The sequence below is a fragment of the Nonomuraea insulae genome (assembly GCF_042656245.1).
In genome coordinates this window covers 141,002-161,806 of the sequence record NZ_JBHSPA010000014.1, presented here as the reverse complement: position 1 = coordinate 161,806, position 20,805 = coordinate 141,002, and the positions used below count along the sequence as shown (strand labels likewise).

The 20,805-nt window shown below is 70.1% G+C and carries 25 protein-coding genes; 13 read left to right on the top strand and 12 right to left on the bottom strand.

The window, feature by feature from the left end; translation table 11 throughout:
• The first annotated feature begins 21 nt into the window (after nucleotides 1-21).
• The 3 genes from ACFPZ3_RS11120 (at nucleotide 22) to ACFPZ3_RS11110 (ending at nucleotide 2,162) form a co-directional block, all read left to right on the top strand.
• Nucleotides 22-435 (top strand): RidA family protein, encoded by a 414-nt coding sequence (locus tag ACFPZ3_RS11120; RefSeq protein ID WP_379513923.1) that lies wholly within the window; start codon nucleotides 22-24, stop codon nucleotides 433-435.
• A gap of 284 nt (nucleotides 436-719) precedes the next feature.
• Complete coding sequence (locus ACFPZ3_RS11115; RefSeq protein ID WP_379513922.1) at nucleotides 720-1,286, top strand: hypothetical protein; 567 nt, start codon at nucleotides 720-722, stop codon at nucleotides 1,284-1,286.
• An 18-nt stretch (nucleotides 1,287-1,304) separates the two neighbouring features.
• The gene (locus ACFPZ3_RS11110; RefSeq protein ID WP_379513921.1) at nucleotides 1,305-2,162 is read left to right on the top strand and encodes an SDR family oxidoreductase; all 858 of its coding nucleotides are present in this window, start codon (nucleotides 1,305-1,307) and stop codon (nucleotides 2,160-2,162) included.
• On the opposite strand, the gene ACFPZ3_RS11105 is transcribed toward ACFPZ3_RS11110, so the two are convergent.
• The 3 genes from ACFPZ3_RS11105 to ACFPZ3_RS11095 form a co-directional block, all read right to left on the bottom strand.
• A complete protein-coding gene (locus tag ACFPZ3_RS11105; RefSeq protein WP_379513920.1) occupies nucleotides 2,159-2,578 on the bottom strand; it encodes a VOC family protein in 420 nt (139 codons plus the stop codon). The two genes, ACFPZ3_RS11110 and ACFPZ3_RS11105, sit on opposite strands and share 4 nt — an antisense overlap.
• A gap of 70 nt (nucleotides 2,579-2,648) precedes the next feature.
• A complete protein-coding gene (locus ACFPZ3_RS11100) occupies nucleotides 2,649-4,250 on the bottom strand; it encodes a serine/threonine protein kinase (RefSeq protein ID WP_379513919.1) in 1,602 nt (533 codons plus the stop codon).
• Nucleotides 4,250-6,094, bottom strand: a complete 1,845-nt coding sequence (locus ACFPZ3_RS11095; RefSeq protein WP_379513918.1) for a serine/threonine protein kinase — start codon at nucleotides 6,092-6,094, stop codon at nucleotides 4,250-4,252. Before ACFPZ3_RS11095 ends, ACFPZ3_RS11100 begins: the two co-directional genes overlap by 1 nt.
• Before the next feature lie 126 nt (nucleotides 6,095-6,220).
• On the opposite strand from ACFPZ3_RS11095, the gene ACFPZ3_RS11090 reads away from it, so the two are divergent.
• From ACFPZ3_RS11090 to ACFPZ3_RS11080, 3 genes are all read left to right on the top strand, one after another.
• Nucleotides 6,221-6,982 (top strand): methyltransferase domain-containing protein, encoded by a 762-nt coding sequence (locus tag ACFPZ3_RS11090; RefSeq protein WP_379513917.1) that lies wholly within the window; start codon nucleotides 6,221-6,223, stop codon nucleotides 6,980-6,982.
• 144 nt (nucleotides 6,983-7,126) lie between these two features.
• Nucleotides 7,127-7,267 (top strand): SEC-C metal-binding domain-containing protein, encoded by a 141-nt coding sequence (locus ACFPZ3_RS11085; RefSeq protein WP_379513965.1) that lies wholly within the window; start codon nucleotides 7,127-7,129, stop codon nucleotides 7,265-7,267.
• A gap of 323 nt (nucleotides 7,268-7,590) precedes the next feature.
• Nucleotides 7,591-8,883, top strand: a complete 1,293-nt coding sequence (locus ACFPZ3_RS11080) for an MFS transporter (RefSeq protein ID WP_379513964.1) — start codon at nucleotides 7,591-7,593, stop codon at nucleotides 8,881-8,883.
• 231 nt (nucleotides 8,884-9,114) lie between these two features.
• Here ACFPZ3_RS11080 and ACFPZ3_RS11075 read toward each other — a convergent pair whose 3' ends face one another.
• Nucleotides 9,115-9,528 carry a hypothetical protein gene (locus tag ACFPZ3_RS11075; RefSeq protein ID WP_379513916.1) on the bottom strand — a complete coding sequence of 138 codons (414 nt, stop codon included), beginning with the start codon at nucleotides 9,526-9,528 and terminating at the stop codon, nucleotides 9,115-9,117.
• 484 nt (nucleotides 9,529-10,012) lie between these two features.
• On the opposite strand from ACFPZ3_RS11075, the gene ACFPZ3_RS11070 reads away from it, so the two are divergent.
• A complete protein-coding gene (locus ACFPZ3_RS11070; RefSeq protein ID WP_379513915.1) occupies nucleotides 10,013-10,333 on the top strand; it encodes a YciI family protein in 321 nt (106 codons plus the stop codon).
• On the opposite strand, the gene ACFPZ3_RS11065 is transcribed toward ACFPZ3_RS11070, so the two are convergent.
• Together ACFPZ3_RS11065 and ACFPZ3_RS11060 are read right to left on the bottom strand one after the other, a co-directional pair.
• Complete coding sequence (locus ACFPZ3_RS11065) at nucleotides 10,296-11,510, bottom strand: sensor histidine kinase (protein WP_379513914.1); 1,215 nt, start codon at nucleotides 11,508-11,510, stop codon at nucleotides 10,296-10,298. The two genes, ACFPZ3_RS11070 and ACFPZ3_RS11065, sit on opposite strands and share 38 nt — an antisense overlap.
• 56 nt (nucleotides 11,511-11,566) lie before the next feature.
• Complete coding sequence (locus tag ACFPZ3_RS11060) at nucleotides 11,567-12,223, bottom strand: response regulator transcription factor (protein WP_379513913.1); 657 nt, start codon at nucleotides 12,221-12,223, stop codon at nucleotides 11,567-11,569.
• Nucleotides 12,224-12,386: 163 nt separating this feature from the next.
• On the opposite strand from ACFPZ3_RS11060, the gene ACFPZ3_RS11055 reads away from it, so the two are divergent.
• The 4 genes from ACFPZ3_RS11055 to ACFPZ3_RS11040 are packed head-to-tail and all read left to right on the top strand — an operon-like array spanning nucleotide 12,387 to nucleotide 15,975.
• Nucleotides 12,387-12,914, top strand: coding sequence for a hypothetical protein (locus ACFPZ3_RS11055; RefSeq protein ID WP_379513912.1), 528 nt, complete (start codon nucleotides 12,387-12,389; stop codon nucleotides 12,912-12,914).
• Nucleotides 12,915-12,919: 5 nt separating this feature from the next.
• On the top strand, nucleotides 12,920-14,044 hold the full coding sequence (locus tag ACFPZ3_RS11050) for a peptidoglycan-binding protein (RefSeq protein WP_379513911.1): 1,125 nt from the start codon (nucleotides 12,920-12,922) through the stop codon (nucleotides 14,042-14,044).
• A gap of 8 nt (nucleotides 14,045-14,052) precedes the next feature.
• Nucleotides 14,053-14,760 (top strand): ABC transporter ATP-binding protein, encoded by a 708-nt coding sequence (locus tag ACFPZ3_RS11045; protein ID WP_379513910.1) that lies wholly within the window; start codon nucleotides 14,053-14,055, stop codon nucleotides 14,758-14,760.
• Entirely contained in the window at nucleotides 14,761-15,975 is a 1,215-nt protein-coding gene (locus tag ACFPZ3_RS11040; RefSeq protein WP_379513909.1) for an ABC transporter permease, read from the top strand.
• Nucleotides 15,976-16,039: 64 nt separating this feature from the next.
• Here the strand turns inward: ACFPZ3_RS11040 and ACFPZ3_RS11035 are convergent, their stop codons facing one another.
• The gene (locus tag ACFPZ3_RS11035; protein WP_379513908.1) at nucleotides 16,040-16,480 is read right to left on the bottom strand and encodes a hypothetical protein; all 441 of its coding nucleotides are present in this window, start codon (nucleotides 16,478-16,480) and stop codon (nucleotides 16,040-16,042) included.
• A 138-nt stretch (nucleotides 16,481-16,618) separates the two neighbouring features.
• On the opposite strand from ACFPZ3_RS11035, the gene ACFPZ3_RS11030 reads away from it, so the two are divergent.
• A complete protein-coding gene (locus ACFPZ3_RS11030) occupies nucleotides 16,619-16,945 on the top strand; it encodes an STAS domain-containing protein (protein ID WP_379513907.1) in 327 nt (108 codons plus the stop codon).
• Here the strand turns inward: ACFPZ3_RS11030 and ACFPZ3_RS11025 are convergent.
• Nucleotides 16,939-17,571 carry a TetR/AcrR family transcriptional regulator gene (locus ACFPZ3_RS11025; protein ID WP_379513906.1) on the bottom strand — a complete coding sequence of 211 codons (633 nt, stop codon included), beginning with the start codon at nucleotides 17,569-17,571 and terminating at the stop codon, nucleotides 16,939-16,941. The two genes, ACFPZ3_RS11030 and ACFPZ3_RS11025, sit on opposite strands and share 7 nt — an antisense overlap.
• Before the next feature lie 60 nt (nucleotides 17,572-17,631).
• On the opposite strand from ACFPZ3_RS11025, the gene ACFPZ3_RS11020 reads away from it, so the two are divergent.
• Nucleotides 17,632-17,922: an antibiotic biosynthesis monooxygenase gene (locus ACFPZ3_RS11020; RefSeq protein WP_379513905.1), complete on the top strand. Its 291-nt coding sequence runs from the start codon at nucleotides 17,632-17,634 to the stop codon at nucleotides 17,920-17,922.
• Nucleotides 17,923-17,960: 38 nt separating this feature from the next.
• On the opposite strand, the gene ACFPZ3_RS11015 is transcribed toward ACFPZ3_RS11020, so the two are convergent.
• The 4 genes from ACFPZ3_RS11015 to ACFPZ3_RS11000 form a co-directional block, all read right to left on the bottom strand.
• Nucleotides 17,961-18,473 (bottom strand): VOC family protein, encoded by a 513-nt coding sequence (locus tag ACFPZ3_RS11015; protein WP_379513904.1) that lies wholly within the window; start codon nucleotides 18,471-18,473, stop codon nucleotides 17,961-17,963.
• Nucleotides 18,470-19,048 carry a DUF421 domain-containing protein gene (locus tag ACFPZ3_RS11010; protein WP_379513903.1) on the bottom strand — a complete coding sequence of 193 codons (579 nt, stop codon included), beginning with the start codon at nucleotides 19,046-19,048 and terminating at the stop codon, nucleotides 18,470-18,472. The genes ACFPZ3_RS11015 and ACFPZ3_RS11010 overlap by 4 nt, the downstream gene beginning before the upstream one ends.
• A gap of 78 nt (nucleotides 19,049-19,126) precedes the next feature.
• On the bottom strand, nucleotides 19,127-20,110 hold the full coding sequence (locus ACFPZ3_RS11005) for a rod shape-determining protein (protein WP_379513902.1): 984 nt from the start codon (nucleotides 20,108-20,110) through the stop codon (nucleotides 19,127-19,129).
• A 145-nt stretch (nucleotides 20,111-20,255) separates the two neighbouring features.
• On the bottom strand, nucleotides 20,256-20,762 hold the full coding sequence (locus ACFPZ3_RS11000; protein ID WP_379513901.1) for a PadR family transcriptional regulator: 507 nt from the start codon (nucleotides 20,760-20,762) through the stop codon (nucleotides 20,256-20,258).
• Nucleotides 20,763-20,805 lie beyond the last annotated feature (43 nt).

Genomic DNA, 20,805 nt, shown 5'->3' with positions numbered 1-20,805 from the left:
ATGGATGGTAGGAAACCTGCCATGACCACAGGTGTTCGACTCATTCGTGATGACCGGCTCGCCCAGACCGTTGACTATGCCTACGCAGCCGCCGTCGATGCCCCGGTGCGGTCGATCTGGGTGGCGGGCGCCTGTCCGCTCGACCTCGACGGCGAGACCGTGGCCGTCGGTGACTACGCCGGGCAGGCCCACCAGGTGATGCGCAACCTCGTCACGGCCCTCGAAGGCGCGGGCGCGTCCCTGACCGACATCGCCAAGACCACCGTGTACGTCGCCTCCACCAAGCAGGCGGACCTGGTGACGGCGTGGGAGGTGTATCGGGAGTACATGGGCGAGCACGACGTCCCCAGCACGCTCCTCGGGGTGACCGTGCTCGGCTACCACGACCAGCTCGTCGAGGTCGAGGCGGTGGCGGTGATCGGCGGGCGCGACTAGGGAGGATTCGATGGGGTTCCGGGCGGTCTGCTGGAGGCGGTTCGCCGCCCGGAGGGCCTGGCCGACGTACGGCTGCACGAAGTGGATCGCGGCCCGGAGGGCCTGGCCGGCGTCCGGCTGCACGAGGAGGATCGCGGCAGGTGGGCATCATGCGCGGCGATTTTCCATGTTCTCGCTACGAACGGTAACGGGAATGACACAATCTGCTTATGAGGATGTTTCGCTCGGCTGAAGGCCTGCCGGAACACGGCTGCGGAGCACTGGGGCGGGTAACGCACGGAGCGTTGACGACGCCGCTCGACTCTCCCGACGAGGCGGGCGGGCCCCGGCTGTTTCTCGGCTACAACACGTTGCCCGACCCGCCGTCCCCCATGGCCGGGTTCATCGAGTACGACATGGACTCGCGGGCGGCCGGTCACGACATGGGCGCCGTGCTGCGCGTGCTCGCCGAGTCGCTGAGGTCGCAGCCGGTGCCGCCGGAGGGGACGTACGACGAGACGCACCGGCGTACCGCGTCCATGATGCGGGCGGACGCGATGGTGATCGTCTTCTCGGGGCGGGCGTTCAGCCCGGAGCAGAGCCCGCCCGCCCGCGCGTTGTGGGAGAACATGGTCGAGGGCTACTACCAGGAAGGCGACGCCGAGGCGTGCGCGGGCGCGCGGCGGGCGGTCGTGGGGCTGGCTGTGGATCGGGAGGACGGCCGGGTGCTCCTCATGACCGAGCAGAGCCCGTCCGGCGGGCACACCGAGCCGCGGCGAGCGGGGGACGATCCGGATGGGTCGCTGTTCGACCTGCTGGGGGAGGTCCTGGACGCCCAGTACGAGTGGACGCGGGCCGCGTTCAGGCTCTGAGCGTCCTAGTGTGCCGGTATGTCCTTCATCGTCATCACGGGCGCCACCGGGCGGCTCGGCGGCCGGGTTGCCGCGCGGCTGGCCTCCCAAGGCGTTGAGCAGCGGCTCGTCTCCCGGAACGCCTCTCAAGGTGTTGAGCAGCGGCACGCCTCCCGCCTCGACCACGCGACCGCGGTCAGCGCCGACTACGGTGATCGGGCGGCGATGCGGCGGGCGCTCGACGGGGCCTCGACCGTGTTGTTCGTGTCCGCGTCGGAGAGCGCCGATCGCCTCGAACGGCACCGTACCTTCGTCGACGCCGCCCGCGACACCGGTGTCACGCACCTGGTGTACATCTCGTTCTACGGCGCGGCGCCGGACGCGACGTTCACGCTGGCGCGCGACCACTGGGCGACCGAGCAGCACATCCGCGACAGCGGCCTGGCCTTCACGTTCCTGCGCGACAACCTGTACGCCGACTTCCTGCCCGGCATGGTCGGCGACGACGGCGTGATCCGGGGACCGGCCGGGCAGGGGCGGGTGGCGGCCGTGGCCCAGGATGACATCGCGGACGCCGTGGTCAACGTGCTGCTGGGGGTTCGGGAGCACGAAGGGGTCACCTACGATCTCACCGGGCCGCAGGCGCTCACCCTGGATGAGGTGGCCGGCACGTTGAGCGAGGCCACCGGGCGGGCGATCGTTTATCGGGATGAGACGGTGGAGGAGGCGTACGCGTCCAGGAAGATCTATGGCGCGCCCGAGTGGCAGGTGGAGGCTTGGGTGTCCACGTACCTCGCTGTCGCGGCGGGGGAGCTTGAAGGGGTCAGCGACGCCATTCCCGCCTTGACCGGGCATCCGGCCACCAGCCTGGAGGAACTGCTCGCGCGGGGCTCCTAGACGGCGAACACCTGGGAGTCGTCGGCGAACGCCTTGAACTCCAGGGCGTTGCCCGCTGGGTCCAGGAGGAACATGGTCCACTGTTCGCCCGGCAGGCCCTCGAAGCGGAGGTACGGCTCGATGACGAAAGAGGTGTCGGCTTCGCGGAAGCGGTCGGCCAATTCGTGAAATTCGGGGATTGTCAGGATGAGGCCGAAATGGGGGACGGGGACGTCGTGGCCGTCCACCGGGTTGTGGACCTGTTCCGGGCGTGAGGGGGCCAGGTGGGTGACGAACTGGTGGCCGTGCAGGTTCCAGTCGATCCACCTGTCCGAGCTGCGGCCCTGGGCGCAGCCGATCAGCTTGCCGTAGAAGTGGCGGGCCGCGTCGAGGTCGTCCACGGGGACGGCGAGGTGGAAGCGGGGCAGTTCGGGCATGTGGGGCTCCCTTTCGTACTGTGGATCTCTAGGTACCCGGGGAGCCGTCGGATGAATCAGGGCTCCGGTCTCACCAGCCCTTGTCGAAGTCGCAGATGTTCACCGTGACGCTCTTCTGGCTGCGGGTGGGAGTGATCACCTCGAAGACGACACGGTACGTGCCGGCCTGCTTCCACGTGATGGACGGGAGCAGAGGCTTGGAGGCCGAGGTGCCCACCTGCCTGCCCTTGTTCTGGCCGTTGACCAGCCAGCGGTAGCTGTAGTCGCCGGTGGCGGAGACCTTCACCCAGATGTTCATGTCGTAGCGCCAGCAGTCGCCCAGCCTGATGCCCTCGTACGTGAACGCCACCGACTTCACGCCGCCCGCCGGGTTGCTGCTGCTCTTGGTGGGAGTCGGCTTGGTCGTGGGGGTTTTCGTGGTGCGTACGGGGGTGGGCGTGGGAGTGCGAGTCGGCTTGGCGGTGGTTCTGGTCGGGCGGTGAGTGGCGGTGGGGCGCAGGGCTCTGGCCGACTGCTTGGCTCGGGTGGTGTGGTCCGATGCGGTGGGGGAGCCTTGCGTGGTGGTGATGATGGCGGCGGTGTTCGGCCCGGCGGGTGAGGTGGGGAGCCAGACCCAGGCGGCGGCCAGTGCGCCCGTCACGATGATCGCCATGCTGCCGGCCAGAAGGGCCATGCCGAGGCGGTTGCGGGAGGGCGGCCGGGTGGGGCCGGTCTGATCGAAGGCGCTCGGGGCGCGGTGGCTGGGGCCTGTGTTCCAGGGGGCCGCGCCCGGAGCGGCGTTCGCGGGGGCCTGCCCGGGGTACGCCGGTCCGGGCCTGGGCGGTTGTGCGGGGTATGCCGCTCCGGGGATGGGTGGTTGCCCGGGGTGTGCCGGTCCGGGGGTGGGCGGTTGTGTGGGGTAAGGGCCGGTGCGGGGCGCGGGGCCGCCGATGAGCTGGAAGAAGACGTCCTGCATGGCGGGGCGGGCGGCGGGGTTCTTGGTCAGGCAGGCGTACACGATGGAGCGCAACGGCTCGGGTACGCCGTCGAGGTACGGCTCCTCGTACTGGATTCTTCTGAGCACCGCAGGCAGGGAGTCGTTGCCGAACGGCGGGGAGCCCGTGGCGGCGTACACCATCACGGAAGCCCACGCGAACACGTCCACGGCCGGGCCGGCGGGCGCGCCCAGGAACTGCTCAGGCGCCATGTACGAAGGCGTCCCCACGATGCTGCTGGTCCGCGTCACCGCGTCGTCCATGGACCGCGCGATGCCGAAGTCGATGACGCGCGGTCCGTCCCGGCCGAGCAGGACGTTCGCGGGCTTGAAGTCGCGGTGTACGACTCCGGCGCGGTGGATGGCGGCCAGGGCGGTGGCGGTGGCGACGGCCAGGCGTTGCAGGTCCGCCCCGGTGTGGGGGCCCGCCTGCTGGAGGGAGGGGCCCTCGACGTACTCGGTGACGATGTACGGGCGGGCGCCCAGCGAGGCGTCGAGCACCTGCGCGATGCAGAACGGCTCCACCCGCCGCGCGGCCGCGATCTCCTTGGCGAAGCGGCCGTCGCCGGGCACGCCCTCACGCAGCACCTTGATGGCGACGGGGGTGCCGTCGGGGGAGGAGCCCAGGTACACGATCCCCTGGCCGCCCTCCCCGAGTTGCCTGACGATCCGGTAGGGGCCGATGGCCTCGGGCGTCATCAGTACTCTTCCACGGGACAGACCTTGATCGTGATGCTCCTGCGTGCCGTGGAGGGCGAGGTGACGCGCAGGGTGATCGTGTGGCTGCCGGCGTCCAGCATGTACTGTCCCGACGTCACGAATGTCGTGTATTCATCCTCCGACACCCACGACCTGGTGCTGTCGCGAGTCTTGCCGTCTATGTCCCATGCGTGCGAAAACCATATGCCGTTACGGTTCGACTCCACCTTCGACTGCATGTGGATCGGGGGCATGTAGCAGTCGCTCGACTCCGACTGTCCGGGGCCGCCAGAGATGTCGATCTCCAGAACGCTGAATCTGGTGTTCGCGACCGGCTTCTTGGTGGTCTTGGCCGGGGTCGGTGTGGGGTGTTTCGAGGCGGTGGTCGGGGTCCTTGTCGGGGTTTCTGCGGCGCTCTGGGTTGGTTTCGGGGTTTTCCGGGGGGTCTTGCGTGGCTTGGGGGACGTTGACGTCGGCTTCGGGGTGGACTTGGTGGCGGCGGAGGAAGCGGTGGGCGAGGTGGCGGCGAGCGGCACCGGGCTCGCCTTCCCCGGCCAAGGGGCCAGCCACACGGCGCCGCCGACCAGCACCGCCACCATGACCCCGGACACGCCCACGGCCACGGGAACCCCGACCCGCCCACGACCCCGATGGCCGGCCCCAGACCTCGGCCCCTGCCCCGGTCCTTGCATTGGCCCCGGCCCCTGACCCGGCCCTCGCATCGGGCCCAGTCCCGGTCCTGGGCCATGGCCTGGACCCGGGATCGAGGCGTGCCCAGGTCCCGACATTGGCATCGGTCCAGGTCCGGCTCCTGCGATCGGTCCAGGACCGTGCCCTGGCACTCCCATCGGCTGGGATCCGACTCCCGGCATCGCTCCAGGTCCGGGACCTGGCATGCCCGGCCCGACGCCTGGCATGGCGTTCGGCCCCGGCATCGAGCCAGGACCTCCCATCGGTGCGGGCCCGGCCATCGGCCCAGAGCTGGCCATTGGTCCGGAGCCCAAGCCCGGTCCGAGCCCCGATCCCGGCCCCTGAAATCCCTGTTGGGGGCCAGGTGCCGGGTTCTGGCCGCTGAGCAGGCGCAGGATCACGTCCCGCATCGTCGGCCGTACCCGAGGATCCTTGGCCAGGCAGTCGTACACGATCGCCCGCAGCGGCACCGGCAGGTCGCCGAGCTGGGGTTCGTTGTTCAGGATCCGGTTGATGATCGCGGGCAGCGTGTCCTGTCCGAACGGCGGCGTCTCCGTACCCGCCCACACCATCACCGACGCCCACGCGAACACATCCGCCGGCGGCCCCACCGGCTGCCCCGCCAGTTGCTCAGGCGCCATGTACGCCGGCGTCCCCACGATGCCGCTGGTGTGCGTGACGGCGTCGTCCATGGCCCGGGCGATGCCGAAGTCGATGACGCGGGGCCCGCCCGGTCCGAGCAGGACGTTCGCGGGCTTGAAGTCCCGGTGCACGATGCCCGCCTGGTGGATGGCGGCCAGCGCCGTGGCCGTGGCGACCGCCAGTCGCTGCAGGTCGGCCCCGGTGTGGCGGCCCGCCTGGTGGAGGGAGGGCCCTTCGACGTACTCGGTCACGATGTACGGCTGCGCGCCCAGCGAGGCGTCGAGCACCTGCGCGATGCAGAACGGCTCCACCCGCCGAGCCGCCTCGATCTCCTTGGCGAACCGCTCGCCGAACCCCACGCCGTGCCGCAGTACCTTGACCGCCACCTCCCGCCCGTCGGGAGCCTGCCCCAGATAGACGGTGCCCTGCCCGCCCGAGCCGAGCCGGCCGAGCAGGCGATATATCCCTACCGCCGCTGGATCGTCCTCCCGCAGCGGTTCGACGTGCGCCATGAGAGAAGTGACTCCTGAGACGGATGCGGTGGATCTACGTACGATAGCGACTCATATCAAGATTTGTGGTGAAGTCGCTGAGCTGTCCGAAACCTTCCGGCGATCCGGCCGTACAGAATGAAGATCATGAACCTGGCCACGGACTCCGACCTGGAACAGTCGACGGTGGTCGCCAACCGCCTGATGAACCGCGAACGCCGCCTCGCCGGCTACAACCGGGAACTCGGCGTCGACATCGCGGGAGTGCTGCGTACCACGAAGACCAGGCCCGCCCGCTGGCTGGACCTGTGCTGCGGATCAGCCACCGCCCTCGCCGAGGCCGCCCACCTCCTGGGGGATGACGTCGAGATCACCGGCGTCGACCTGGTCGACTTCTTCGCCTGCCCCCCCAACCCGCCACGCCTCCACCTCATCACCGCCTCAGCCACCACCTGGCACCCCGCCTCCACCGCACCGGACCCTGGCACCGAACTGGCCGCCACCACCGCGTCGGGCCTGGCCACCGCGCATCCCGACGCCCCGTACGACCTCATCACCTGCGTACACGGTCTCCACTACCTTGGCGACAAGCTCGCCCTCCTCGCCAGGATCCCCGGCTGGCTCACCGACGACGGCCTCTTCGTGGCGAACTTCGACGTCCACAGCATCCGCCTGGAGGACGGCACTCCGGCCGGCCGCCGCCTGACCTCCGCGCTGCGTTCACAAGGGCTGGCGTACGACGGGCGTACCAGAAGGATCCGCTGCCCCGGCCGCCGCGCCATCAACCTCCCGTACCGCTACCTCGGCGCCAACGACCAGGCCGGCCCCAACTACACCGGCCAGCCCGCCGTCGACTCCCACTACACGGAAAAACCGATCGCCATCCCGCGTACCGGCGATCTATCGTGACGGTCGTCATCCACGGACCCGAGGAGGCCCACCATGTACCGCGACGAGATGTCCTTTTGAGCCGACCAGCAAACGCCGACGGGGGTTCCCTCTAGCGAGACCCACGTCAAGCGCGGCGATCGACGCGTCGGCCGCGACAAGGAGCTGATCGAGAAGCTCGGCGGCAACGACCCGTGCCCCTGCGGCTCCGGACGCCGCTTTCCGCCGCTGCTGCCGCTCCACCGGCCGGTACGACGACACCCTCGGCCACTACTACGTCCGAGACCCCTGAACCACACGCGGTGAAGCCTGGGGACATTCCGAAGACGTCAGGATGCCCCCAGGCCCCACCCACTGCCTCGACGCCTGAAAGAGCGGCGCGGTTACGCGGAAGGGCAGCACGCCGTCCGAAGATCCGAGAAGGTCACTGTGTCACCTGCCTGACCTGGGAGGACGGCCGCTCCACCCGCATGCGCGTCCGCGAAAGGAGCGGGGCGGGCAGAAGCTCGACCGGAGGCCGACGGGCTCAGGATCCGGCTTTGTCGGCGGCGCCTGGCAAGGTGGCTTCCTGATCTCCTCAGCCCGATCCCCGGAAACGAAGGGGACCGAAGGAGAAGGGAGGGCACACGATTTTCGCGCCACTGGCGATCCGGGACTTCCGCCACTACTACCTGGGCCAGACCGCCTCCGCGTTCGGCGATTCGCTGACGCCGTTCGCGATCGCGTTCGCCGTCCTGCATCTCACCGGATCACCTGTGGACCTCGGGATCGTGGTGCTCAGCACCCGGTTGCCCATCATCGTGCTGACCCTGGTGGGCGGGGCGGCGGGTGATCGGTTCTCGCGACGTACCATCATGCTCCTGACCGACCTGATCCGCTTCGCCGCGCACGGCGTCACGGCGGTGCTGCTGCTCACGGGCACCGCGCAGGTCTGGACGCTGGTGGCCCTGCAACTCGTCGCCGGTGCCGGATCGGCCTTCTTCAACCCGGCGGCCGTGGGGCTCATAGGGTCGCTGGCCGGCAGGGAGCACCTGCAGGCGGCCAATTCGCTGATCTCGATCTCCCGGAGCGCGACCTCGATCCTGGCGCTGGCCGTCGCCGGTGCGCTGGTGGCGCTGGTCGGGCCGGGGTGGGCGGTGCTGATCGACGCGCTGACGTTCCTGGTGAGCGCGGCCTTCCTCTCCCTGCTGCCCCGAACCCTCGCCGACGAGCGCCCACAAGCGGGTGGCGGGTTGCTGGCGAGCATCGGCGGCGGTCTCGCGGAGGTACGCAGGCGCTCGTGGTTGTGGGTGTGGATCATCCACGTCGCACTCGCCAACGTGATCGTGGTCTCCCCGATCCTGGTGCTCGGGCCCTATGTGGCCGAGAGGCAACTCGGCGGAGCTCCGGCCTGGTCGGCGATCGGCATCGCGTACGCCGTCGGCGGCCTGGCCGGGGGCCTGCTCGGTGCCCGATGGCGGCCCGCGCGGCCCATGGTCGCGGCCGTGCTGTTCTTCCTCCTGATGGCCCCGCTCCCTGCGCTGCTCGCGCTGCCCGCCGACGTGTGGTTACTGGGGCTCGCGGGCGCGGCGGCCGGCATGCAACTCGTCGTTCACAACGTCCTCCAGACCACCGTCGTCCAGCAGAACCTGCCGGAGTCGTTCGTGGCGCGGGCGATGTCCGTGACGATGCTGGGCTCGCTGGTGGCGGCGCCGCTCGGCATGGGCCTGGCCGGTCCGGCGGCCGCCGTGTTCGGCACCCGTACCGTGCTGGTGGTCTGTGCCACGTTCACGGTGTTGTTGACCATGGCCACGCTGCTGGTCCCTTCGGTGTGGCGGGTCCACGGCGAACGACCGGTCAGGGCCTCCGATCCGGTCAGGGCCTCCGACCCGGCCAGAGGCCGCGACCCTGCCTCTACACCGGGACATGGCGGTGATGCCTGAGGCGCCTGGCCCACAGCATGGGCAGTAGCTGGCTTGCGGTTGGATTTGTGGCGGCTGTCATCCCGCGCCGACGCAGGAGGACGATCGCCCGGGGGTGGGCGGCTCGTAGTGGTGCTGGTGAAGGGCCGTGGCGGGAGGGACTCGATGGCGGCGGCCTGCGGTGTGGCGGCGACCTTGCAGTGGCTGACCTACGATGCGTCGGCGATAGTGCCCGAGGTGGGCTCGCGGTGGTCACCTTCGGCGGAACTTGAGGATTGTGCGCTTGCTTCCCAGCGGCGTTATCTCGATGTGGGCGTCGGCCGTGCTGACGGAGCCCTTGCCGCCGACGTAGCCATGCACTCCGCCCTCGTCGTCGGCCGTGGCGAAGTACAGGGTCTGCTTCGAGATGCTCTCTATGTGGAACGCCTGGATGTCGTACTTGGCGGCGAACCGGATCGTGTCCCCGGCCTTGACCTCGACCTCGCATTTGAGGTCCCGGCATGCCGACAGCTTCCGCCCATCCGCAGCCTTCTTCGCTTTGGGGCTCGGCGACAGGGAGGGCGATGGTGACGGGGAGGGTGGTGATGAGGAGGCGGGTGGTGATGAGGGGGGTGGTGATGAGGAGGCGGGAGGGGTGCTCGGGCTCTGGCCGGGAGACGGGGGCACGGATGTCGTCGGCTGTCCGCCGCACCCTGCGAGCAGCAGCGCGACACCAACCGCCAGCAGCGTCCCGCCGGGCCGGAAGTACGTCGTCCGGGGCCGAAGGGATGTCGCGCCCGACCGAGGAGTAGGTGCGCCGACTCCGCAGCATGTCGTGCCGGGCCGAGGGGTGGCGCTGGGCGGAAGGGATGTCGTGCCGGGCCGGGAGGGAGTCGCGCCGTAACGGGAGGGAGTCGCGCCGTAACGGGGAGAAACCGGGGGATGCATGGCTTCGTTCTCCTGCGCCTCGATCGGGATATCGCCTGCCGTGACGAAGCCTGCCAGGACACCTGCGGGACCCCTCCCGGAACGACACCTCTATATAGACGGCACCCCTATATAGACGAAGCCGACGATCCAGGGTGCGGGGGCGCGAGGTGACGGCGGCCTGGATATGGCCGAGCGGGGCAAGGGGCACACACCTCTATATAAGGGCCGGGATAATGGCGGCATGCTTCACGTGCTGTTCGTCCGCTACACCGCCCCCCTCGACCAGGTGACCCCGCACGTCCCGGGCCACGTCGCCTACCTGGAGCGGTGGCATGCCGACGGCACCTTCCTGTTGTCCGGTCAGACGGTCCCCGACGACCTCGGCGGTGTGATCCTGGCCAGAGGGGCCCGTGAGCATGTCGAGGAGGTGGCCGCCGGGGATCCGTTCGCGGTGGCGGGGGTGGCGGCGTACGAGATAGTGACCGTTGATCCGGGACGGGGGCACGAGCAGTTGCGTGAGCTGATCACAGGCGGGCGCGAGGGAGCGCCACGGCCACGATGAGGCCGCCGCCGTCGCGGGGGCGTGCCCTGACGTCGCCACCGTGCGCGACCGCCACCGACCGTACGATCGACAACCCCAGCCCGGCGCTCGTCCCGGTCACCGTCCGCTCGGGCGTGTGCCGGTGGAACGGCTTGAACAGCAGCGGAATGTCGTACGGCGGCACGCTCGGCCCGGTGTTGCTGACCTCCACCTCGACCTTCTCCCCGGACACGATGCGGCTGACGACCCGTACCCAGCCGGTGCCGTCGTCGAGGTTGTAGCGGATGCCGTTCTCCACCAGGTTGTGGATGAGACGTTCGAGGAGCAGCGCGTCGCCGGTGGTGGGGGCGGGGGCGGTGACCTCGTACAGGGTGACTTTGGCGTCGGAGGCCGTGTCGGCGGACTGCCTGGCCACATGGGCGACCACGTCGGCGAGGTCCACCGGCGAGTGGTCGGCGATCTCCTGTTCGGACCTGGCCAGCAGGAGCAGGCCGTCGATGAGGCGTTCGTGGCGGGTGTTGATCTCCAGCAGGCTCGCGCCCAGCTCCTTGACGTCGGACGTCGCCGTACGGCGGTGCATGGCGAGCTCGACCAGCGCCCGGTTGAGCGTCAGCGGGGTGCGGAGTTCGTGGGAGGCGTTGGCCACGAAGCGGCGCTGGCCGTCGAAGGAGTGGTCGAGCCGCTCCACCATGGTGTCGAACGTGTCGGCCAGGTCCTTTACCTCGTCCGCGGGGCCGTCCAGGGCGATCCGCTCATGCAGGCCGCGCTCGGCCATGGGGGCGGCGGCGATCCTGCGGGCGGTGTCGGTGACCAGGTTCAGCGGGGCCAGCACCCGCCCGGCGACCATCCAGCCGAATCCCACGGCCGCACCTCCGACCACGACGAGCGCGATCATGCCCTCCGCGAGCAGCGAGGTGCTGGCGGCGCTGCGCAGCACGTCCTCCTGCTGCCGCAGCACCTCGATCGCGGCGTCGCCGGTGAGCGTGGTGCCGTTCTGGGTGAGGAACACCTGCTTGGTACGGCCGGGCACCTCGGGGAACCGGCTCTCGAAGGATTCGGTGAGCTGCTGGTTGAACAGCAGGTACGTGACGCCGAGCAGGGTCAGACCGGCCAGGAAGAACAGGGCGCCGTACACGAGGGTGAGCCGCAGCCGCAGTGTGGGCGGCAGCCGTAGCGGGCCCGGCAGCGCTGACGCCATCCGGCCCAGCAGCGACGCCGGCCGGGGACCCGACGGTGGCGGTGGTGGTGGCGGGCTCATGAGATCCGATACCCCACTCCCGCCACCGTCTCCACGACCGGCGGATCGGCCAGCTTGCGCCGCAGCTTGAGGATCGTGAGCCGCACCGCGCCCGTGAACGGGTCCGCGTGCTCGTCCCACGCCTTCTCCAGGAGTTGCTCGGCCGACACGACGCTGCCGTTCCCCCGCATCAGCTCGGTCAGCACCGCGAACTCCTTCTTCGACAGCGGTACGAACCGCCCGTTCCTGAACACCTCCCTGCGCGCGGGATCCAGCGTGATCCCGGCCCGCCGCAGCACGGGCGGCACGGCGGGACGCGAGCGCCGCCCCAGGGCCAGGACCCTGGCGGCCAGCTCGGGGAAGGCGAACGGTTTCGGCAGGTAGTCGTCGGCCCCCAGGGACAGCCCGGTCACCCGGTCGTCGAGCTGGGCGGCGGCAGTGAGCATGAGCACCCGGGCGTCGCAGGCGGACTTCACCATCTCCCGGCATACCTCGTCACCGTGTACGCGCGGCAGGTTCCGGTCCAGCACGACCACGTCGTAGTCGTTGACCGCGATCCGCTCCAGTGCCGCCTCTCCGTCGTGCGCGAGATCGACCGCGTGGGTCTCCTCACGCAGCCATTCGGCAATCGCGTCGGCGAGCATCGGCTCGTCCTCAACCACCAGCACCCGCATGGCGTATCTCAGGCCCTTTCATCGGCTTACAGAGCTGAGTGTGACCTAGGGGGCGTTTGCTCAAAATAAGCAGCCGATGGAAACGCTGAGGAAACAGCGCGCCGTATTGCATCTCCCTTCGAACGACGTTCATCGACGGATTCATCGAAGAAGGAGAAGTTTCATGCGAGGACGAGTCCTCAGTGCGCTGGTCACGGCACCTCTCGCGTTGACCCTGGTCCTGACGGGATGCGGGGCCGACGACGGGGGCGGGTCGGACGTGGCGTCAGTGGCGGGTACGGGCACCCCGGCCGCGGCCAGTGCCAAACCGAGCGTGGACCCGCAGGACAAGGCGCTCAAGTTCGCCCAGTGCATGCGGGAGAACGGCATCGACATGCCGGACCCCGACGGCAGCGGCAAGTTCATGATGAAGTTCGACAAGAACACGCCCCAGGAGAAGGTCGAGGCGGCCCAGGAGGCGTGCAAGCAGTACGCCCCGAGCGGCGTGCGGCAGGGCGGCGGCGACCCCAAGATGGCCGAGAACCTGCGCAAGGTCGCCCAGTGCATGCGCGACAACGGCGTCGAGGCCTACCCCGACCCCGAGGGCGGCATGATGCGCCTCACCCCCGAGGTCGGCGAGGACCCCGACTTCAAGACCGCGGAGGAGAAGTGCAAGAAGGAGTCCGCTGACGCCGGTATCGGAGGTTCTTGATGGGCATGGCGACCATCGACGGAAAGACCGAGCCGGGAGCCACGCCGCCCCGGCAGCGCCGCCGACGTGGCCGGGGGAAGCTGGTGGCCGGGCTCCTGGTCGTGGTGGCCGCGGCGGGTGGCGGGCTGATCGCGGTGAACAGCGCGGGCCTGCTGGACGGGGGCGCCGGCCCGACCCAGTCGGCCAGCGCCCTGCCCCCGGTCACCGCGCAGGTGACCAAGCAGACGCTGAACGACACCAGGGACGCCGACGGCGAACTCGGCTACGGCCCGGTGACCACGGCGGTGAGCCGGCAGCCCGGCACGATCACCTGGCTGCCGGACAGCGGCGCGACGATCACGCGCGGGAAGTCGTTGTTCCGGGTGGACAACAAGCCGGTCATGCTCCTGTACGGCGACGTGCCCGCGTACCGCGATCTCAAGATCGGGGTGGAGGGCAAGGACGTCGAGAACCTGGAGCGCAACCTCAGCAAGCTGGGCTACGACGGTTTCACGGTGGACGACGAGTTCACCTACGACACCTACGAGGCCGTCAAGGAGTGGCAGGAGGATCGCGGCCTGGACGAGACCGGTGTGGTCGAGCTGGGCCGGGTCGTCTTCGCGCCGGGCAAGGTGCGCGTGGAGAGCCTCGACAGCGAGAAGGGCTCACCGGCGCAGCCGGGTCAGAAGATCCTGACGTACACCGGCACGTCGAAGGTCATCACGGTCCAGCTTGAGGCCGAGGACCAGCGGATGGCCAAGAAGGGCGCCAAGGTCAAGGTCACGCTGCCGGACGGCAAGAGCGTGAACGGCAAGGTGACCGAGGTGGCCACGGTCATCGTGCCGGGGGACGGGCAGAGCGAGCCGGAGACGCGGGTGGAGGCGCTGGTCTCGATCGGCAACGCCAAGTCCGCCAAGGAGCTGGACAAGGCGTCGGTGGACGTGACGTTCACGGCCTCCCAGCGTAAGAACGTGCTGACCGTGCCGGTCGCGGCGCTCGTGGCGCTGCAGGAGGGCGGGTACGGCTTGGAGGTCATCGAAGGCGGCAAATCCCGATATATCGGGGTTGAGACGGGCTTGTTTGCCGGCGGCCGGGTCCAGGTCTCCGGGGGCGGGCTCACCGAGGGCATGACCGTGGGGATGCCGAAATGACGTACCCCATGATCGCTCTGACGGACGTGTCCAGGACCTATCCGGGCGGGGTGGCGGCGCTCAGGTCGGTGTCGCTGCGGATCGGCCATGGCGAGCTCATCGCCATCGTCGGCCCGTCCGGATCGGGGAAGTCGACCATGCTGAACGTCGTCGGCACCCTGGACCGCCCGTCGTCCGGCACCATCCAGATCGACGGGTACGACGTCTCGAAGTTGTCGGACAACCAGCTCTCGGCACTGCGCTCGACCACGATCGGGTTCGTCTTCCAGTCCTTTCACCTCGCGGCGAAGGTGCCGGCGCTGGACAACGTGGCCGACGGCCTCGTCTACACCGGCATGAGCAGGGCAGAGCGGCGTCGTCGCGCGGCGGCCGCGCTTGAGCGGGTGGGGCTCGGGCACCGCATGGACCACGAGCCGCACGAGTTGTCCGGCGGCGAACGGCAGCGCGTGGCCATCGCCAGGGCGGTGGCGGGCGAGCCGCCGCTGCTCCTGGCCGACGAGCCCACCGGCGCCCTGGACTCGGTCTCGGGCACCGGCGTGATGGAGTTGCTGCACGAGCTGAACGCGAGCGGCACCACCATCGTGATCATCACGCACGATCGGGAGATCGCCGCCAGCCTGCCCCGCCAGGTGCGGATGCGCGACGGCGAGATCATCTCCGACTCCGCCGCGGCGCCCGAGCCCTGGCCAGAACACGTGGAATCCGGGGTGGCGTAAATGGTGACCGTCGAGCGGCCGAGGTTGTCCCCGGCCAGGATGCGGCCGCGTGACGTGATGCGGGTCGGGGCGGTGGGGTTGCGTACGCGCCCGCTGCGGGCGTTCCTGTCCGCGCTGGGCATCGCCATCGGCATCGCGGCCATGGTCGGCGTGGTCGGGCTCTCGTCCTCCTCGGGCGCCGAGCTCGACCGTCAGCTCACCGCGCTGGGCACGAACCTGCTCACCATCTCCTCGGGCACCACGATCACGGGCGAGGCGGCCCAGATGCCGACGGACGCCGAAGCCATGATCGAGCGGATCGGGCCGGTCGAGGCGGCCTCGTCGATCGGGAAGGCCGAGGAGGCCAAGGTCTACCGCTCGGAGCAGATCCCCGAGGCCCAGACCGGCGGCCTCAGCACGTACGCGGCCCGCCTCGACCTGCTCGGCACGGTGGGCGCGACCCTGCGCAACGGCACCTGGCTCAACGCGGCCACGGAACGTTACCCGGCCGCCGTGGTCGGCGCGTCGGCCGCGCAGCGCCTCGGCATCGGGACGGCGGGCCCGGACACGCAGATCGTCGTCGGCGGCATCCGTTTCACGGTCGTCGGTGTCCTGGAGCCCGTGGCGCTGGCCACGGAGCTGGACGCCGGCGTCATGGTCGGCTGGCCGATCGCGGAGGCGCGGCTGGGCTTCGACGGGCACCCGACCACGCTCTACACCCGCGCGGAGGAGCCCAAGCTGGAGTCGGTACGCCAGGTGCTGGCCGGCACCGCCAACCCAGAGGCGCCGAACGAGGTGGACGTCTCCCGCCCGTCCGACGCGCTGGCCGCCAAGCAGGCCACCAGCCAGGCGTTCGCCAACCTGCTGCTCGGTGTGGGCGCGGTCGCCCTGCTCGTGGGCGGGGTCGGTGTGGCCAACACGATGGTCATCTCGGTGCTGGAACGCCGCGCGGAGATCGGCCTGCGCCGCTCGCTCGGGGCGACCAGGGGCCAGATCCGCACGCAGTTCCTGGCGGAGTCGCTGCTGCTGTCCGCGATAGGCGGGATAGGGGGGATAGTCCTCGGTGCGGGGGTCACGACGGGGTACGCCTTCTACAGCGGCTGGCCCTCGGTGGTCCCGGCCTGGGCCACACTCGGCGGCCTCGCGGCGACCCTGGCCATCGGCGCCGTCGCCGGCCTCTACCCGGCCATCCGCGCCTCCCGCCTGTCCCCGACGGAGGCCCTGTCCACGCCGTGAAGGGCTACGCGCCCGGACCCCCGGGCGAAGGGCTACGCGCGCTCGGACCTCCGGGCGCGCGATCCTATTCGGGGGCGTAGCAGACCGTCTTCCCCACCACCCGGATCCCGGGCGTGTCCTCCGAGATCACGGTCAGCTCGAACGTCACCCGCGTCGTGGGATTGCGGAACACCGACACCTCCTGGCCCTCGTCGCGCAGGTCCAGGTCGTCGACCACCTCGTCGTACCCCATGTCGCGCAACCGTGCCAGCAGCCCGGCCGAGGCGTCCGCGAGATCGCTCTCCGCCTGGAAGAAGTGCCGGACCTGGCCGGGCACGCAGGTGTCGTCGTCGGCCCGCCGCACGGCCGACAATCCCAGCTCACCGGCGCCGAGCAGACTGCCGGCGTCGGTTTCGAGCTGCCGGGTGGCCTCTTGGAACGTGGGCGGCTCGGCCGCCGCCGCGCAGGCCGTCATCGCCGCGACACAGAAGAGCATCGCGGACAAGGCGTGACGGCGAGCGCGCACGTGGGGACCCTATCGAAGATCACTACTCGCTAACGGTCGAATCACACAAAAAGCACGGCGCGCGTGATCTGAAGCATGAAACGGCTCTCTGCGGGCAGACCACGACGATGTACGGCAGGCGTCCCCCACCGGAGCCGGATGACCTTCGAAACCGATGACCGAGCACGCGTCACCCTCGTTCCGCACCCCTTGGGCCTGCGTATCACCGGCGAGATCGACCGTGGTAACCGCCACGTGCTCGCCCGCGCCCTCGACTGGGCGCTCCTCACGGGCGGCACGGATGTCCGGCTGGACCTGTCCGGCCTGACGTTCGTGGACGTGGCCGGGATGCGCCTGATGGTCGTGGCCGCCGCCCGATTATCTCCGCACCGCGTTCTGATCCTCGACCCGGTCTCGCCGGTGGTCCGCCGCCTGCTCATGATGACCGGCTGGGAGAACGCGCCAGGCCTGTGGGTGGCTCACTGAATGAGGAGCTGGGCGGCCAGAGTTCGGTGCGCCCACTCCTCGTACCGCTCGGGCGCCCAGCCCCGTTCCGCCACCAGCAGCAGGTACAGCTCAGGGCTGAGCAGCCCGAACAGCACGTCGGCCGCCTGCTCGGGTGACACGTCGGGCCGCGCGCCCGGCTTGGCCATGAGGGCGCCGGCCGCGGCGCTCTGCACCACGTGCCGCGGGTCGGAGTCCTGCGGCCACAACGACGCCACCTCGGGATCCATCGCCACCGCCGTGCCCAGCACCTTCGTGATCGGCGCGACCCTGCCGAGCACGGCCGTCGTCCCGCGCACGTGCGCCCTCAGGTGCTCGGCGGCGCCGGGAGCGGACATGGCCTCGGTGAACCAGTCGCGTTCCATGGTCGCCAGCGGTTCGTCGTCCCCCGCGATCGTGACGTCCACCAGCTCCTTCAGCAGCGTGCGCTTGTTGCCGAAGACGAAGTAGATCGTCTGCACGGCCACGCCCGCCAGCTCCGCGACGTCCTGCAGGTTCGTGGTGCCGTAACCGTCGCGCACGAACAGCTCCCCGGCCGCCTTCAGGATCCTCGCCCGGGTCTCCCTGGACTTCTGCGTGCGCTTGCTGACCCTCTTGACGTCGCTCATGGTTGTAGTTTAACTCTAGTCAATGTAACTAGAAGTCAACTCTAGAGAAGGGCTCCAATCATGGCCTTCCTTCGCATCGTCCGCTTCACCGCCGACCCCGCCGAGGCCGAGCAGGTCCTGGCCAGGCGCGAAGACCTCATCACCGCGGTCCGCGCCCGGTTCCCCGGCCTCACCGAGACCAGGCTCGCCAGGCTCGACGAGCACACCTGGCTCGACTCCTGGCGCTGGGACTCACAGGCCACCCTGGAGTCCGCGGTCGCCGCCGCGCACGACCTGCCGGAGACCGGGCCGGCGTTCGCGCTGGTCAAGGATGCGACGAGTCAGGAGGGCGAGATCGTGGACGAACGCTAGCCAACCGGAGACGGCGGGCGGGGTGGTCCTGGGAGTTCCTAGGGCCGCCAGCCGCGCAGGTCCGTCTCCTTCTCGTACGCCTGCGGGTCCGGATAGGTCAGCAACTCCACCGTCCCGCCCCAGGGCGTACGGCAGTAGACGAACCGGTTGTGCTCGCCCGCCTCGGGCCCCGGCAGCGGCACCGGCTCCGACAGTTGCGACCCGCCCGCCTCGGCTACCCGCCGCAGGGTCTCGTCCAGGTCGTCCACGTAGAACGCGACGTGCTGCCAGCCCAAGTCGCACGGCACCACGGACTCGGCCTGCCGCGGCCCGCTGAACTCGAACAGCTCGATCCCGGGCCCGTTCGGCAGCCGCAACATGCGCACCGCGATCTCGGTCGTCCCCTGGGGCACCCCGAGCCGCCGCTCGGTCGCCCATCCGCCCTTGGGCCCCTGCTCGCGGGGGAGCGTGTCGTAGAGCACCTCGGCCCCGAACGCGGCGGCGAAGAACTCCGTCGCCGCGTCGAGATCGGGGACGGTCACCCCGACGTGGTCGATGCCGCGTACGGTCATGGACTGCCTCCTTTGGTGGCCAGCGCGTCGAGCTTGCCCTCGATACGGTCGAGCCGGGCATGCAGGTCATCGATGTCGGCGCGTTCGGCGTTCTCCTCCTCCGGCCGCAGCCGGACGAGCATGGCGCCGCCCGGCTCCAGGCGTACGAAGCTGGTGTCGGCCACGGTCGTGCCGCCTCTGAGCTGGATCGACACGTCCAGATCGGCCTGCCGCACCCCCAGTCGCCGCAGCGCCGCGGGCAGGTAGTGGCCGTCGCGGGCGAGCACGACGGGGGAGCCCTCGACGAGCCTGCCGATCAGCGGCACCGCCGCCGCGAGCCGCACCACCGCCGAGTTGACCACCATGAGGATCACCAGCCCGGCCAGGCCGCCGGCCAGCGAGTTGTCCGGGCCGATGATCGCGTTCTGCACGACGTTGCTCATCAGCAGCATGACCACGAAGTCGAAGTTGTTGAGCTGGGCGATGCCCCGCTTGCCGGCGATCCGCAACAGCGCCGCGACGGTCAGGTACACGGCGACGGTCCTGATGGCCTTGTCCGCGAGCGAGACCCCCGCGTGAAACAGGTCATCCGTCATGTACGGCCGCCAAGGTGCCGCGTGAGGCCCGTCATGAACGGCCGCCTCGAAGTCGCGTGATCCCGGACGGGTCGTCCGTCATGTACGGCCGCCCCGGAGCCGTGCGATCAGCCCCAGGTCGTCCACGCACCGCCCCAGCCCGAGCGCCACCGCCTCCAGTGGCCGCTCCGCCCTGTGTATCGGCATGCACAGTGCCTCACGCAGCCGCCGCCGGAGCCCCCGCAGCAGCGCCCCGCCGCCGACCAGCACCGCGCCGCGTGCGCCGAGGTCGGCGGCCAGTTCGGCGGAGCAGCGCTCGACGGTCTCCTCCGCCGCCCGCACGATCGACTCGACCGGCGCGCTGGTGGCCTCGAAGATCCGCCCTACGGGCAGCGTCAGCTCACGCTCGCGCCCGGTCTCCGGATCGCGGGCCCGCACCACGATCTCCTCGTCCCCGCCGCCCGCGCGGCGCTTGGCCGATTCGGCCTCGGGTTCGTCGAGCAGCAGGCCGTGCTCGCGTTCGACGTAGCGGGCGATGGCCCGGTTCACGGCCCGCCCGCCGCACGGCACGGAGCCCTCCGCCACCACGGACTCCCCGGAGAGCACGGCGATCCTGGCGGAGTCGCGGCCGATGTCGATCACCATGTGCCCGGTGCGGTCGGTGAGCTCCAGCCCGGCTCCGAGCGCGACGGCCAGCGCGTGCGGGACCAGCCGCACGGTTCTGGCGTCGGCCTCGTACGCCACGTCGAACAGGGCCGCCCGGTCGATCGGGGTGGAGTCGCCGGGCAGCGCGAGGACCAGGCGCGGCCGGGCGTACGGATGCCAGTGCACCTTGCGCAGGAAGTGCCGGATCATGCGCCGGGCCAGCTCGATGTCGGCCGGCAGCCCGCCGCTCACCGGCCAGCACGTGTGGCCGCCGGGTCCCAGCGCGGCGGCCTCCGCGCCGTACCCGATGACCTTGCCTGTCCGGGCGTCGCACATCACGGCGGAGGGTTCGTCGAGCACGATGCCCTTGCGCCTGACATAGATGCGCGTGCTCGCCGCCCCCAGATCCATCGCCACGTCACGACCGAGAAGTCTCATCGCCGAACCCATTTCCCGGCTCGGTCCAACGCAACACCAGGAACCGAATTGGACCCCTTTACCCTTGGAACGGTGCTCGACTACGACCTCGAAGCCGCCCGCTACGACGCGCCCCGGTCTTCCGGCTGCCGGCCTTCAGCGCGGCTTAGAGGTCGGTGCGGGCCTTGAGCTCCGCCAGGGTCTCATCAGCCCACTGGATGCCGGTGCGGGCCTGCGCGAGCCCCAAACTGCGCGCGTACCCCCCGAACTCTCCCTCGGCGGGCTTGCACTCCAGCCTCGCCAGCCGCACCTGGTAACCGGCCTTGATCCGTTCGACCACCTTGATCGCCTGGTCCCTGCTCAGCAGCGGCAGCAGGAACGCCTGGAGCGCGCCCTCGCTGCGGATCGTCATGGCCGGATCGTGCTCGGCCAGCCACTCGCGCAGCTCCCGCCTCCCCTCCGGCGTGATCGTGTAGAGCTTGCGCCCTCTCGCGCCCTCCGCCTCGGCCTCCACGAGCCCGTCGGAGGCCATCTTCACCAGCTCCGGGTAGATCTGCGTGTGCCCGGCCTGCCAGACGTGGTTGAGCGAACGATCGAACTTCTTGGCCAGGTCATAGCCGCTCGCAGGGCCGACGGCCGACAGCAACCCGAGCAGCGCGATCCGTAGGGACATGTCCGCCAGCATATCGAAGACTTGACATGTAAGAATTCACATA